This window comes from Thermanaerothrix sp., assembly GCA_026417795.1.
Classification (GTDB): Bacteria; Synergistota; Synergistia; order Synergistales; family Synergistaceae; genus Thermanaerovibrio.
On the sequence record JAOACP010000038.1, the window covers coordinates 1 to 14225 of the forward strand.

Consider the following 14225-nt stretch of genomic DNA (forward strand, 5'->3'; position numbering starts at 1 on the left):
GTATATATGCGGGTACGTCCGCCATGTTGGTCCAGGAGAAGATGTTGGACGTGGTGGGTAACAACCTGGCTAACGTGGACACGTCCGGTTTCAGGGCCAGGATAGGGGTTAACAAGTCCTTCCCGGAGGAGCTCATGGATCGTATAGAGAAGGTCATGGATCCGGTGGTGAAGGAGTCCTTCGTCCCCAGCGGCAGGATAACCATAGGGGACCTGTCATTGGCCAACGTGCTTCACGAGACCGCCATGAGGACCGCTCCGGGGGCCTTTGAGAGGACCGGGTCGGTTTTTGACCTGGCCATAGAGGGGGACGGGTTCTTCGTGGTGCAGGACGGGGCTGGCAACACGTTCTACACCAGGTCGGGGCACTTCCAAAGGAATGATCAGGGGCAGCTGGTCACCCACGATGGCATGTTGGTCATGGGGGATGGCGGCCCCATAGAGATAGGCGAAGGGGTTGACGTTCAGATAGGCGACGACGGGCAGGTCTTCGTCGACGGGGAGGCCCAGGGCAGGATAAGGGTTGTTCGGTTTGCCACCCCCTCGAGGCTTCGCCATGAGGGGAAGTCCCTGCTCTCCGAGACCCAGTACTCGGGAGTCCCCGAGGACGTGGAGAACGTTAAGCTGGCGGTGGGTTTCCTTGAGAGGTCCAACGTCAACGTGGTGGAGGAGATGACCAAGATGATAGAGGCCAACAGGGCTTACGAGGCGGCGGCCAAGACGGTTACCATTCAGGACGAGCTGTCCTCCCGGCTGTCCAACTCCTTCGGCAGGCCCAGTTAAAGGAGGTAGAGAGGGATGATACGTTCCCTTTGGTCCGGTGCCACCGGCATGATAGCCCAACAGACCAACCTGGACGTGGTAAGCCATAACCTGGCCAACGTGAACACCTCTGGGTTCAAGAAGCTCAGGGCGGATTTCCAGGATCTCATGTATCAGATAGATCGGGAGCCCGGGGCTCCTGTGGAGCCTGCCTCCATGATACCCACCGGGATTCAGGTGGGCTTAGGCTCCCGGGTGGCGGGGACCAGCAGGATAATGGGTCAGGGTAACATGCAGGTGACCGGTAACCCCACCGACGTGGCCATAGAGGGGGATGGGTTTTTCCAGGTCACCATGCCCGATGGCACCGTGGCCTACACCCGGGATGGGTCGTGGCGCATCGATGGCAACGGCCAGATAGTTACCGCCGACGGTTATCTTTTGGAGCCCGCCGTGACGGTGCCCAACAACGCCAAGGAGATAATAATAAGCCCCACCGGCCAAGTGTCGGTGTTGCTCCCGGGGGATCCCAACCCCCAGGAGATTGGACAGATCCAGCTTGCCCGTTTCGTGAACCCCGGTGGGTTGAAGGCGTTGGGGAAGAACCTGTTCATAGAGACCCCCGCCAGCGGAGCGCCCATAGTGGGGAACCCTGGAGAAGAGGGGTTGGGCAACACCATCCAGAGGACGTTGGAGATGGCCAACGTACAGGTGGTGGAGGAGATGGTGAACATGATAGTAGCCCAGAGGGCCTACGAGGCCAACTCCAAGACCATATCCACCGCCGACGAGCTTTTGAGGATAGCCAACAACCTGAGGCGGTAGCTTTGGTGTGATGGTTCTAAGAGGCCTGTTCCCCTTGGGGTTTGAGATCCGGCGGTGCCCTCATGGGGTCCGCCGGCGTCGTTTTTGGCGGGTGCTCTTTTGCCTCATCCTCATCCTTTCGTTGCCCTGGGAGGTTTGGGGCGGGGAGGTGTTGGTGAGGCTTCCTGGGGAGATTAGGGCTAGGGATTTTAGGTTTTACCTTGGAGAGTATGGGACCTTAGAGGGTTCTAAGAGGGACTGCCTGTTGGCGGGTGGGGTGTTGTTGGAGGCCCCAGGTGGGCTGCTCTTGAGGGACCGGGTATTGAGTTCCATGAGGCGCCTTAAGCCTTTGGGCGTGTCGGTTAGGTTGGACATGCCAAGCGCGTCCAGGGTGGTGCGCAAGGGGGAGGATTCCTTAGAAATCCGCCTTGCCAGGCTTGCCAGGTGGCCCTGGCGGGTGGAGGTGTTGTTGGAGGTCCCTTCGGGGGAGATTGTCATACCCTTGGGGTTCAGGGATGGTTTCCCGTTCGTATATGTGAAGGGGCCTCAGTCCGAAGAGCTAAGGAGGGTGTCCCTCCGGTGGCATCAGCCGGTGGTGGTGGCCCTTGTGCCGCTTCGGCGGGGCCAAAGGGTGGACAGGGCTTCCGTGGCCCTTGGCCTTTCGGAGAGGACTGGTTTTGGGGATATTCCAAGTTCCATCGAACAGGTGGAGGGACGGGTGGTTCGCCTTCCCGTAAGATCCGGAGGTATTGTTAAGGGGTCGTCTTTGGATGGTGAGGCCGCGGTGTCCGGAGGCCAGCAGGTTTCGTTGGTGTGTGCCGTGGGGGGCGTGGAGGTAATTGCCTTGGGGCGCAGCGTGGACAGCGGCCGGGTAGGCGAGAGGGTGAGGGTGATGAACCTTGCCAGCAGGAGGGTTATTTCCGGTGTGGTGGAGGGCCCAGGGGTTGTGCGGGTAGAAGGGGGAGACGGCTGATGTTTTGTAGGGGCAGGTTCCTTTGGCTTGGGGCGCTGTTTTTTCTAGTCCTCGGTTCCCCTGGGTACGGAGAGTCCCTTTGGCAGGACGGGGGAGGGCTCTTCGCGGATCGGCGGCCATCCAAGGTGGGGGACATAGTGACGGTTCAGGTCTCCGAGACCACGGATACCAAGGACGAGGGGAAGCTCACAACCAGCAAGAGCGACAGCAGCGGGATAAAAGACGGCACCGGGATCTTGGACTTCATAAAGGCCTTTTCCATAGGTGGATCCTCCAATTCATCGGGGAACAGCAAGACGGAGAGGAAGCACAACCTCACCACTTCCATAAGCTGTGTGGTGACGGAGGTTCTGCCCAACGGCAACATGGTTATAGTGGGGCAGAGGGACGTGGTGACCCAGGAGGAGAAGTTGAAGATCAGCTTTACCGGCGTGATAAGGCCCGAGGACGTGGGGGTTGGGAACACCATACCCAGCAACAGGGTGGCCAACGCGGAGATAAGGGTGGAGGGCAAGGGGTCTGTGAGCAGGGTTCAGCGGCCCGGTCTTTTTACCCAGATAATACAGGCCTTGTTCTAGGGCTTTTGAGCATCGGGAGGTTTTGCCCAATGAGGTTTAAGTCCGTTGTGTTTGCCTTGGCGGCGGTTTTCGTCTGCTCCGCCGCTTTTGGGGTTGAGGTTAGGATAAAGGACCTGGTGGCTCTTGAGGGTGCAAGACCCAACCAGCTGGTTGGCATGGGGTTGGTGGTTGGTCTTTCCGGCACCGGTGACAAGGGAGACATGGCCATGAGGATGTTGTCCAACATGGCCTTGAACTACGGCCTTAACGTGGATCCAAAGGTCATAAAGTCCAAGAACGCGGCGGTGGTGTCGGTAACCTGTGAGCTGCCCCCCTTCGTGTCGCCTGGGCAGACGTTGGACGTGCTGGTGAGCGCCTTGGGGGATGCCAAGAGCCTGCAGGGGGGGGTCTTGCTCCAGACACCCCTTAGGGCCGCCAACGGGAGGGTTTACGCGGTGGCCCAGGGGCCTCTTTCGATAGGGGGTTTCAGCGCCGGGGGGCAGGGAGCCCAGACGGTCAAGAACTTCCAGACGGTGGCTCGGATACCCGGTGGAGCCATAGTGGAGCAGGGGGTTGATTCGTCGGTGGCCCCGGCGGGGCGTCTGGTGCTTTTGTTAAGACGGCCGGACTTCACCACCGCCCAGAGGATTGCGGATGCCATAAACAAGAAGTACGGGGGTGTTGCATCGGCGGTGGATGCCGGCAGGGTGGAGGTTTTGCCTCCGGCGGGCGCTAAGGGAGGTATTACGGGTTTCATATCCTCCATAGAGGGTCTTCGGGTTGCGCCGGACGTCATGGCCCGGGTGGTGGTGAACGAGCGGACCGGGACGGTGGTGATGGGTGGGGAGGTTAAGCTGTCCCCTGCGGCGGTGGCCCACGGGAACCTTACGGTGAAGGTTTCCGAGAGGCCGGAGGCGAGCCAGCCGAATCCGTTGTCCGGTGGGAAGACCCAGGTGCTGCCCAGGACCGACGTGAAGGCTGAGGAGGGCGGCGGGCAGGTGGTGATGCTGCCCGAGGCCTCCACGGTGGCGGATCTTGTCAAGGCTTTGAACGCCGTCGGCGCCAGCCCCAGGGATCTCATCCCTATCCTTCAGGCCCTGGATCAGGCGGGGGCGCTTCAGGGGCAGTTGGTCATACAGTAGGACGTGGTCCTTCTTGAGATGGGTGGAACGTTCGTCTTGGGGGTGATCTTCGGTGGCGGTTGACAGGGTGGTGTCCGGCGGGTCGGCGTTGAGTCAGGGGGTAGCGGAGGAGAAGTTGAGGAAGCTGGAGAGGGCTTGCAAGCAGTTTGAGGGTATATTTTTGTCCCAGCTTTGGAAGGAGATGTTGGCCTCCTCCCGGAGGATAGGGGGTGAGGATAGGAAGCGGCCCTTCGGTCCTTTGGAGGACACGGCGGTGGAGATGGCGTCGGAGGCCTTGAGCGAGGCTGGGGGCGTGGGCCTTTGGAGGGTTCTTTACGAGCAGATGAAGGGGGCAGTGAAAGCGGAGGGAGAAGGGGATGGAAGGGGATAGGTGGTACTCTCAGGGGGTTAGGTTTACCTGTCTTGGCTGTGGCCGCTGTTGCAGGGGGGAGCCCGGAGCCATCTGGATGACCGATGGGGAGGTGCTTGCCATGGCGGAGCACCTTGGCATGTCGGAGGATGAGTTCAGAAAGCGTTACATGACCTTTCGTTGGGGTCGGCAGAGCTTGAGGGAGCGTCCCAACGGGGACTGTGTGATGCTGGATCCTGAGAGCAACAGGTGTTTGGTTTATCCCGTCCGTCCGGCCCAATGTTCTCTTTTTCCCTTTTGGAGATCCGTTATGTCCTCCAAGGAGAACTGGGAGCGCGAGTCCCGGAGATGTCCTGGCATGGGAGAGGAGGGTAGGCTGTGGCGGCTTGAAGAGATAGAGGAGCTTCTTGATGCCTCTCCGTTCCCTGATCTTTAGACGGTTCCTGTGTGTTGTTATAAGCCAAACCAACCAATAAATAAACCAAATAACACAAAGTCCCCATATCGAGTGAAACCCAGGTCAAAAATATCTACATCATAAAAACCAGTTTTTATTCTGAATTGTTAGATATTTTCGTTCTTCTCTGACTTGTGTGGTGGGCATAATAGTCGTAATATTTACCCACTAAACTTGGGGGCGCTGCCCCGGGAGGGTAGAGAAGAATGGTTAAATACTCTGTATCTGCGGCGGAGGTCTTCAAGGAAATCGAGTCCGTGATGCTCCGGGACGGTTTTGACATAGTGATAGACATGGATAAGTCCCAGGGAAGTCGTATAGTCAACGCCATCAACGGGGACGTTTGGCTTGATTTCTACACGTTCTTTGCGTCCGCACCCTTTGGAATGAACCACCCCAAGCTGGCCAACGATGAGTTCAAGGAGAAGATATTCAAGGCCGCCATAAACAAGGTTGCCAACTCGGACATATATACCCATGAGATGGCGGAGTTCGTAAAGACCTTCCGAGAGGTGGCCATGCCCAAGGGCTTCAACCACCTCTTCCTCATAGACTACGGCACGCTGGCGGTGGAGAACGCCTTCAAGGTGGCCATGGACTGGAAGGTCCGCAAGCTGCTTCAGGCGGGGAAGATAGGCAAGGGGGACGCCGTGGCGGGCCGCAGGGGCACCAAGGTCATCCACTTCCACGAGGCTTTCCACGGACGCAGCGGCTACACCCTTTCCGTCACCAACACCCATGACCCCAACAAGTACCAGTTCTTTGCCAAGTATAAGTGGCCCCGGGTTCTCAACCCGAAGATCACGTTCCCCCTGGAGGAGCACGTGGGAGAGGTTGAGTGGCTAGAGGCGGTGGCCATAAAGCAGATAAAGCAGGCCATATCCGACAACCCCGACGACATCTGCGCCATCGTAATAGAGACCATCCAGGGTGAGGGCGGGGACAACCACTTTCGCACGGAGTTCTTCAAGGCCCTTCGGGAGATAGCTGACGAGAACGACATACTTCTCATATTCGACGAGGTTCAGTGCGGCATGGGGATAACCGGCAAGATGTGGGCCTTTGAACATCACGGGGTGATGCCCGACATCTTCAGCTTCGGCAAGAAGGCCCAGGTTTGCGGCATAGTGGCGGGTCCTAGGATAGACGAGGTTCCCGACAACTGCTTCTCCGTGTCGAGCCGTATAAACTCCACCTGGGGAGGTTCCGTGGTGGACATGGTGAGGGCCACCAGGTACCTGGAGATATACAGGGACGACCACATCCTGGATTACGTCTCCAACACCGCCGGTCCTGCGCTGCTGAACGGTCTTGAGGAGATCCGCCGGGAGTTCCCGGATGTGGTCTCCAACGTCAGGGGAAAGGGGCTGATGTGCGCCTACGACCTCAAGGACTCAAAGCTTAGGGATAAGTTCATCAAAGCCTGCTGGGCCAAGCACATGCTGGTGCTCCCGTGCGGCGACAGGTCCGTGAGGTTCCGTCCCGCCCTAAACGTTCCTCTGGAGGACGTGAAGGAAGGGCTTGATAGAACCAGGAGCTGTCTTAAAGAGGTGCTTGGGCGTTAGCCCCTCAATTTCGGCTTGCTGCGAGCCCCGGCGGTTACGGGGCTCGTACGTTTTTATTTTTGTTTTTTGTAAAGCCCCTTGACCCCTATGGGGGTAGGTGTAAAATTCTACATGGCCGGATGATCGCCGCAAGAGAGTTCCCCTGAGATTCTATGGGGGCGCCGAAGGGGCAAGACCCTTTAAGGGTTGAATCTCTCAGGCCAAAGGATTGCGGCGGGACGGTCCTCTGCAGATGGCCCTTTGCGGCCACCCCTGGGGCAAACGTCGGGCCTGCGGCGCCTGAATCGTGAATCCCCTTTGCTAGGGGCGAAGCCAGAGGAGACACCTCTTTGAAGAAGGTTTTTGAGGGGAGGGGCTCCTTTGCGGCCTTCGCTCTGTATCACCAACAACCCACTGGTGGTTAAAAGAGTTCCCGGAGCGCTCTGAGTTTCAGGGCACGGCGGGGAGGTCCTCCTCGCGTCCCGGGACATGATCCATAGGAGCTACAGGCTCCTTTCCCATCCTCTTTATGGAAACATGAGGCCCAATCAGCAGCCCTTCAGGACGATCCTATTGGAGGGGCCGGCGGAGCGGTTGGATTATGACTCCTTGGCTCTCATAGAGGAGGCCTTGGGGGTTTATGGCTCCTATGGGGATCTTCCTTCCCCTGACAAGTTTCCCCACCGGGACGACTTAGCTTACGTGGATCTCAAACTCATAGAGCACACGTTGGACATCTACGGCCTTTAGGCGGTTGATGGTGTTTTGTCATGCCCTTTAGAAGGGAGGTGATGTTCGTGATCGAGGTGAACAAGGACAATTACGAGGCGGAGGTTCTTGGCGCTTCTCTTCCTGTGGTGGTGGACTTCTGGGGTCCCACCTGCGGCCCGTGTCTTGCGCTGATGCCGGAGGTGACCAAGATGGCGGAGGAGTTCGAGGGCCGGGTGAAGTTCTGCAAGCTCAACGCCGCAGAGAACCGGAGGCTTTGCGCTGGTCTCAAGGTTATGGGGCTTCCCACCTTCCTGTTCTACAAGAACGGCGAGCTGGTGGACAGGATAACCGGAGCGGAGGTGACCCTTGAGGCCATAAGGGAGAGGGCGGAGAAGCTCTTGGGGTGATCTCCGTCGGTTTTTCGTGCAGTGGAAGGGAGGGATAACATGAGGCTAGAACTGAACGAGTTTCACGTGAAGGCTTTGGAGTGGGGAAGCTCCACCAGGCTTGAGGGTGGAACGCTCTACGTCTCCAAGGAGGAGGTTCTGGAGCACCTTAAGGGTGATGAACGCCTTAAGTCCGTGGATGTTGATCTGGCCCGTCCCGGGGAGAGGGTAAGGATAACTCCCGTGAAGGACGCGGTGGAGCCCCGTTGCAAGATGGAGGGTCCCGGCGAGGTGTTCCCCGGTTTCATCGGCGACGTGGAGACCGTGGGAAGCGGAAAGACGTTGGTGCTCAAGGGGGCGGCGGTGCTCACCTGTGGCCGTATCGTGGGCTTCCAGGAGGGTATCGTGGACATGACCGGTCCCGGGGCGGATTACACCCCCTTCTCGAAGACCTTCAACGTGGTGCTTGTCTTTGAGCCCAAGGAGGGTCTTGAGAAGCACGATTATGAGGCCGCCTGCCGGCTGGCGGGTCTTAAGTGCGCCAACTTCCTGGCCAAGAAGGTCATGGAGTCGGTCGACGGGGTTAAGCCCGATAACGTGGAGGTCTTTCACCTGCCTTCGCTGCGGGAGGCCATGGCGTCTCATCCTGGGCTCCCGAAGGTGGCCTACCTCTACATGCTCCAGACCCAGGGGCTGTTGCACGACACCTACGTTTACGGGGTGGACGCCAAGAGGATAATCCCCACCCTTATCCATCCCAACGAGGTGATGGACGGGGCCATAGTTTCCGGCAACTGCGTGTCCGCCTGTGACAAGAACAGCACCTACGTTCATTTGAACAACCCGGTCATAAGGGCCCTTTACGCCAGGCACGGGGTGGACCTCAACTTCGTGGGGTGCATAATCACCAACGAAAACGTCACCCTGGCGGACAAGAAGAGGAGCTCGTCATACGCCACCAAGCTGGCATCCATGCTTGGGGTTGACGGTGTGGTCATAAGCGAGGAGGGCTTTGGCAACCCCGACACGGACCTCATCATGAACTGCCGCAAGGCGGAGGCCCTGGGCATCAAGACGGTGCTCATAACCGACGAGTACGCCGGTAGGGACGGGGCCAGCCAGTCCCTGGCGGACGCCGCCAAGGAGGCGGATGCGGTGGTTACCGCCGGCAACGCCAACGCCATGATAGTGCTGCCTCCTATGGAGAGGATAATAGGGTTCCCCGAGTACGTTGACGTGATAGCCGGAGGCTTCTCCGGGTCCCTGCGGGAGGACGGATCCATAGAGGTGGAGCTCCAGGCCATAACCGGTGCCACCTGCGAGCTGGGTTTCGGGAGGCTTAGCGCCACCACCTACTAGCCCCAAGGGGATTAAGCGCCTTGTGGGTTGCTTTCAGTTTGCAAGCTTCTTTAGATGAAATGTAAAAACTCGAGAAGGGGAGGTGAGGACATGGGAAAGCTGGCCGGTAAGAAACTCATCCTTTTGGGTGAGCGTGACGGGGTGCCTGGGCCCGCCATGGAGGCGTGCCTTAAGGACTGCGGGGCCGAGATAGCCTTTGCGGTAACCGAGTGCTTCGTCTGAACCGCCGCTGGAGCCATGGACCTGCAGAATCAGCAGAGGGTTAAGGACATCGCCGAGAAGTTCGGGGCGGAGAACGTGGTTGTGATCTTGGGTTCCTCCGACGCGGAGGGGGCTGAGATCTACGCGGAGACCGTCACCGCCGGCGATCCTACCTACGCGGGTCCGTTGGCGGGAGTCTCGTTGGGACTTCCCGTATATCACATCTTTGATCCGGAGATAAAGGCAGAGGCTGACCCCGCCCAGTGGGAGGAGCAGGTCAGCATGATGGAGATGGTCCTCGATCCGGAGGCCCTATCCGAGGCGGTTAAGAAGATGAGGGATGCCCACAGCAAGCACACCCTCTAACCGGTGCTGGCAGGATAGGGAAAGGAGGGAGACGGAATGGCCTATAGGGTAGTTCACTATCTCAACCAGTTCTTCGCCGGTTTGGGCGGCGAGGAGAAGGCGGACACCAAGCCGCTCAAGAAGGACGGCCCAGTGGGGCCCGGTGCGGCCCTTAACGCCGCCTTTGCCGGTGAGGCAGAGGTGGTGGGCACCGTAGTATGCGGTGACGGTTACTTCGCGGAGCACATGGATCAGGCCACGGAGCAGGTGCTTGGGCTCATCTCGTCCTTCTCCCCCGACGCGGTGGTCTTAGGTCCCGCCTTCAACGCGGGACGTTACGGGACCGCCTGCGGCGCCGTGGGAGACGCGGTTTCCAAGCGGCTTGGATTGCCGGTGGTGGGGGGCATGTACCCGGAGAACCCCGGTGTGGAGATGTACCGGAAGAGCTTCCCCATAGTTAAGACCTCCGACAACGCCAGGGGAATAAAGGACGCGGTGCCCGCCATGGCGAGGATAGCCCTCAAACTCCTTAAGGGGGAGCCCCTTGGGGCGCCTGCGGAGGAGGGTTACATCGAGCGTGGAGTTCGGATCAACCTGTTCAGGGATGCCGTAGGGGCCGAGCGGGCGGTGGATATGCTGGTCCGCAAGCTCAAGGGGGAGCCCTTCGTGACCGAGTACCCCATGCCGGTCTTCGACAGGGTGTCTCCAGCTGGGGCTCTCAAGGACCTCAAGAACGCCACCATAGCCCTTGTAACCTCCGGCGGCATCGTCCCCAAGGGTAATCCGGACCACATCGAGGCCTCCAGCGCCACGAAGTATGGCGAGTACTCCATAGATGGGGTTATGAGCCTTACCAGCGATGGCTACGCCACCGCTCACGGGGGATACGACCCCACCTACGCCAACTCGGACCCCAACCGGGTGCTTCCGGTGGATGTGCTTCGCCAGATGGAGTCCCAAGGGGTGTTTAAGAAGTTGTACCCCTACTTCTACACCACCGTGGGCAACGGCACCCCGGTGGCCAACGCCAAGAGGTTTGGCCAGGAGATAGCCTCAAAGCTTAAGAAGGACGGGGTGGACGCGGTCATCCTTACGTCCACCTGAGGAACCTGCACTCGTTGCGGCGCAACGATGGTGAAGGAGATAGAGCGGGCGGGCATACCGGTGGTGCACGTGTGCACCATTGTTCCCATATCCATGACCGTGGGGGCCAACCGGATAGTCCCCGCGGTTGCCATACCGCACCCCCTGGGAGACCCGAACAGGACCAGGGAGGAGGAGCTGGACATCAGGCGTCGCCTGGTGGAGAAGGCACTCAAGGCCCTTCAGACCGAGGTCAGCGATCAGACCGTTTTTGCCGACTGAGGTGCTCTGAAATTTGGGCGGTCCTGTCGTTCTCGTCCGAGGCGGTGGGACCGCCCTTTTGTACCTAAAAGGGTCTTAAGACTGCCCACGAGGGAGGTTGTGTTGAGATGGCTAACTGTGCTGTCCTGGGGACCTCATACTGCCTTAACCACGTCCCCAACCTTGCTTATCATTACGGGAATACCCCTTGGGTGGAGAGGGAGACCGCCGGGGAGACGGATTTTCTAAAGGCCCTTAAGGGGGTCCTGTGCAGCTATCAATTCGCTTGTTCCTACGCGCCCAACGGCGCCTATATAGGAGCCATGGATCTCTCTGAGCTTGAGGCGCACCCCAAGCCCTGGACCGAGAACCCCCTGAAGGAGCCGAAGCGTTTCGGCCGCTATGGGGAGATAATGCCCGAGGACGAGTTCCTTGGGCTGTTGGATCTCTGCGACGTGTTCGACCTCATATGGCTTGAGGAGTCCTTTGCCCGGGAGGTGCGGGAGAAGCTCGCCGCCCACCCCCTCATCAAGGATCATATGCTTCAGCGCCTTGAGGTGGGACGTCCCCTCTCTGAGATCCAGGAGGAGGCCGCCAAGGGGGCCCTTCCTCTGTACCTTGGTGACCGGGTTGTGGGGTGTTGCAGGAAGGGGCACGAGATAGACGAGTGTTTGTCCGCTTACGTGCTCCTTGAGAACCTGGCCTGCAAGGCCGGAGGGGTGCTGGCCCTCATGCACCTGTTGGACAAGACCGGTCTTTCCCCGGAGGAAGTGGACTTCGTGGTGGAGTGCTCCGAGGAGGCCTGTGGGGACATGAACCAGCGGGGAGGAGGCAACTTCGCCAAGGCGGTGGCGGAGATATGCGGGTGCGTGAACGCCAGCGGCTGTGACGTGAGGGGTTTCTGTGCCGGTCCGGTCAACGCCTTAATAGTGGGCGGGTCCATGGTGGCTTCAGGGGCCAGGAAGAACGTGGTGGTGTTGGCTGGCGGAGCGGTGCCCAAGCTTTACATGAACAGCCGGGACCACGTGAAGAAGAACCTGCCGCCTTTGGAGGACTGCCTTGGCAACTTTGCGGTTCTGTTGGGTCCTGAGGATGGAAAGAACCCGGTCATGAGGCTGGACGCCCTTGGCAAGCACTCGGTGGGCGCAGGTGCGTCCCCCCAGGCGGTTACCACCGCTTTGGTTTACGACCCGCTGGTAAAGCTGGGGCTTGGGTTCCTGGACGTGGACAAGTACGCCGCGGAGCTCCACATACCGGAGATAACCCTGCCCGCGGGGGCCGGGGACCCCGCCAATGGGAACTTCAAGATGATAGCCGCGTTGGCGGCCATGAAGGGGCAGATAGAGAAGGCCAAGATGAACGACTTCGTGGTGGAGCGCGGGATACCGGGCTTTGCCCATACCCAGGGGCACATCCCCTCCGGGGTGCCGTTCCTTGGACATGCCAGGGATTGGATATTGGAGGGGCGTATAAAGCGGGCCATGATAATAGGCAAGGGAAGCCTTTTCCTGGCCAGGATGACCAACCTATCCGACGGGGCGTCCTTCGTGCTGGAGGGGCCGTCCGGTGCGGTGGCAGCCTCCGAGGGGTTGGATAAGGAGCAGGTTAAGGCCATCATCCTGGAGGCCCTGGAGGAGGCCCTGTCCTCCCTGCGCAAGTCTTAAGGCTGGTGATCGCCTATGTTGCGTCATAAAGAGATGGTGGCGGAGGCCCTGGAGGAGATAATATCCCTTGCCAGGGGGCAGGTGCGGAAGCCCGTACGGATAGGGCTCATGGCCAGGGGCAACGAGGTTGGCGTTCAGGAGCTCTTGATGGGGGCCAGGCGGGCCATGAGGGAGGACGGCGCCCTCAAGGTGGTGATGGTGGGCCCCAGGGTGGAGGGCTTTGAGGACCTCGAATGGATTGAGACCCAGGACTGCGAGGAGGCGGTGTCTTCTGCCCTGGAGAAGGGTTTGTCCGATTCCGGGGATCTTGATGGGGCGGTGGCGCTTCATTATCCATTCCCCTTTGGCGTGACCACCGTGGGTATGGTGGTGACCCCGGGCCGGGGTCGTCCAATGCTCATATCCAGCACCACCGGAACCGCTTCGGCGGACCGGGTGGAGGCCATGGTGCTCAACGGCGTGCTGGGCAGGGCGGTTGCCCGGTGTCTTGGCATTGAGGACCCAAGCCTTGGGGTGCTTAACGTGGAAGGCGCCGCCTCTGCGGTGCGGGCCCTTGGGAGGTTAAGGGATGGGGGTTATCCAATCCGGTTCGGCTCCAGCTTGAGGTCCGACGGAGGGGCGCTTCTCAGGGGCAACGACATACTTGCCGGTGCGGTGGACGTTTGTATTTGCGACAGCCTGACCGGCAACGTGCTTAACAAGGTGTTCTCGGCCTTCACCACCGGCGGAGCCTACGAGGCCCTGGGGTGGGGTTACGGCCCGTCGGTGGGCATCGGCTGGGGGCGGGTGATCTCCATAATATCCCGGGCCTCCGGAGAGCCCGTGGTGGCGGGGGCCATTGCCTACACCGCCAAGATGGTGAGAGGCTGCCTGCCTAAGGTGGTGGAGCAGGAGGTGGCGTTGGCCAAGGGGGCTGGTTTGGAGGCTATCTTGGAGGGTCTTAGGGGATCCGCCCCTGTTCAGTCCGATGTTAAGTGTCCTCCTAAGGAGCCCACGGACGAGGAGATATCCGGGGTGGACGTACTTGAGGTGGAGGCCGCCGCAAGGGTCCTTTGGCGGGAGGGTATATACGCGGAATCGGCCATGGGTTGTACCGGCCCCGTGATAAAGCTTCCCTCAAGGCACCACGCAAGGGCTCTGGAGCTCCTGAGGTCTGCTGGGTACATTTAAAGCGTTCTTTTGCGCCCATTGATGTGCGGGATGGCGGTTTTGGAGGGACTAAATTTTTAAGCCGCCACCTAGCTTAGCTGCCGGGGCGGTTTGGGGATGGAGCGTCAACCCCCAGCCGCCCCGGTCTTTTTGTGGTCTTCGGAGATCTCCGGCGGGATGGCAAGGACTTAATTCATGCGCCCTTGGCTCAGGAAGGGTGGGAAACGGCGTGAAGTTTTTGTCTGCTTTTTGTCTTATCAATCCTGGGTCTAGCTGGTTTCTTCAGGCAGGGGAGGGATTTGGTCATTGTTACAGCCCACATGGTGTGTGGTCTTCTACGGTTTTGCGGAACATGGATGCAGGTTTATCGATTTAAGTCGATGATTAACAGCATATTCCCATCCATGTTGCCTCTCTTAAGAATCTAAACGAACGAGACGGGTTGCCTCATGTAAAAATCTAAACGAAGGCAGGGATCT

Annotated in this window: 14 protein-coding genes, 1 pseudogene and 1 riboswitch; all 15 genes and pseudogenes read left to right on the top strand. The window is 59.5% G+C overall.

Going from position 1 to position 14225, the window contains the following annotated elements; translation table 11 throughout:
• Window positions 1–53: 53 nt before the first annotated feature.
• The 15 genes and pseudogenes from N2315_07775 to grdD all read left to right on the top strand — a co-directional run bounded on the left by N2315_07775 (window position 54) and on the right by grdD (window position 13767).
• Window positions 54–782, top strand: coding sequence for a flagellar hook-basal body protein (locus tag N2315_07775; GenBank protein ID MCX7829083.1), 729 nt, complete (start codon window positions 54–56; stop codon window positions 780–782).
• Between the two features lie 15 nt (window positions 783–797).
• Window positions 798–1586, top strand: coding sequence for a flagellar basal-body rod protein FlgG (flgG, locus tag N2315_07780; protein MCX7829084.1), 789 nt, complete (start codon window positions 798–800; stop codon window positions 1584–1586).
• 10 nt (window positions 1587–1596) lie between these two features.
• A complete protein-coding gene (gene flgA, locus N2315_07785) occupies window positions 1597–2538 on the top strand; it encodes a flagellar basal body P-ring formation chaperone FlgA (GenBank protein MCX7829085.1) in 942 nt (313 codons plus the stop codon).
• Window positions 2538–3116, top strand: a complete 579-nt coding sequence (locus N2315_07790; protein ID MCX7829086.1) for a flagellar basal body L-ring protein FlgH — start codon at window positions 2538–2540, stop codon at window positions 3114–3116. Before flgA ends, N2315_07790 begins: the two co-directional genes overlap by 1 nt.
• 29 nt (window positions 3117–3145) lie before the next feature.
• The gene (locus N2315_07795) at window positions 3146–4237 is read left to right on the top strand and encodes a flagellar basal body P-ring protein FlgI (GenBank protein ID MCX7829087.1); all 1092 of its coding nucleotides are present in this window, start codon (window positions 3146–3148) and stop codon (window positions 4235–4237) included.
• A gap of 52 nt (window positions 4238–4289) precedes the next feature.
• Window positions 4290–4607 carry a hypothetical protein gene (locus N2315_07800; GenBank protein ID MCX7829088.1) on the top strand — a complete coding sequence of 106 codons (318 nt, stop codon included), beginning with the start codon at window positions 4290–4292 and terminating at the stop codon, window positions 4605–4607.
• Window positions 4594–5022 (top strand): YkgJ family cysteine cluster protein, encoded by a 429-nt coding sequence (locus tag N2315_07805; GenBank protein MCX7829089.1) that lies wholly within the window; start codon window positions 4594–4596, stop codon window positions 5020–5022. Before N2315_07800 ends, N2315_07805 begins: the two co-directional genes overlap by 14 nt.
• A 227-nt stretch (window positions 5023–5249) precedes the next feature.
• Window positions 5250–6608 carry an L-lysine 6-transaminase gene (gene lat, locus N2315_07810; protein MCX7829090.1) on the top strand — a complete coding sequence of 453 codons (1359 nt, stop codon included), beginning with the start codon at window positions 5250–5252 and terminating at the stop codon, window positions 6606–6608.
• Window positions 6609–6727: 119 nt separating this feature from the next.
• Window positions 6728–6829: riboswitch (glycine riboswitch) on the top strand.
• Window positions 6830–7061: 232 nt separating this feature from the next.
• Window positions 7062–7337, top strand: a pseudogene (locus N2315_07815) (GrdX family protein).
• A gap of 47 nt (window positions 7338–7384) precedes the next feature.
• Window positions 7385–7705 carry a thioredoxin family protein gene (locus N2315_07820; GenBank protein ID MCX7829091.1) on the top strand — a complete coding sequence of 107 codons (321 nt, stop codon included), beginning with the start codon at window positions 7385–7387 and terminating at the stop codon, window positions 7703–7705.
• A 39-nt stretch (window positions 7706–7744) separates the two neighbouring features.
• A complete protein-coding gene (locus N2315_07825) occupies window positions 7745–9043 on the top strand; it encodes a glycine/sarcosine/betaine reductase component B subunit (protein ID MCX7829092.1) in 1299 nt (432 codons plus the stop codon).
• 90 nt (window positions 9044–9133) lie between these two features.
• Window positions 9134–9610 (top strand): glycine/sarcosine/betaine reductase complex selenoprotein A, encoded by a 477-nt coding sequence (gene grdA, locus N2315_07830; GenBank protein MCX7829093.1) that lies wholly within the window; start codon window positions 9134–9136, stop codon window positions 9608–9610.
• Window positions 9611–9646: 36 nt separating this feature from the next.
• Window positions 9647–10954: a glycine reductase complex selenoprotein B gene (grdB, locus tag N2315_07835; protein ID MCX7829094.1), complete on the top strand. Its 1308-nt coding sequence runs from the start codon at window positions 9647–9649 to the stop codon at window positions 10952–10954.
• A gap of 107 nt (window positions 10955–11061) precedes the next feature.
• A complete protein-coding gene (gene grdC, locus N2315_07840; protein ID MCX7829095.1) occupies window positions 11062–12597 on the top strand; it encodes a glycine/sarcosine/betaine reductase complex component C subunit beta in 1536 nt (511 codons plus the stop codon).
• An 18-nt stretch (window positions 12598–12615) separates the two neighbouring features.
• On the top strand, window positions 12616–13767 hold the full coding sequence (grdD, locus tag N2315_07845; GenBank protein ID MCX7829096.1) for a glycine/sarcosine/betaine reductase complex component C subunit alpha: 1152 nt from the start codon (window positions 12616–12618) through the stop codon (window positions 13765–13767).
• Window positions 13768–14225: the final 458 nt, after the last annotated feature.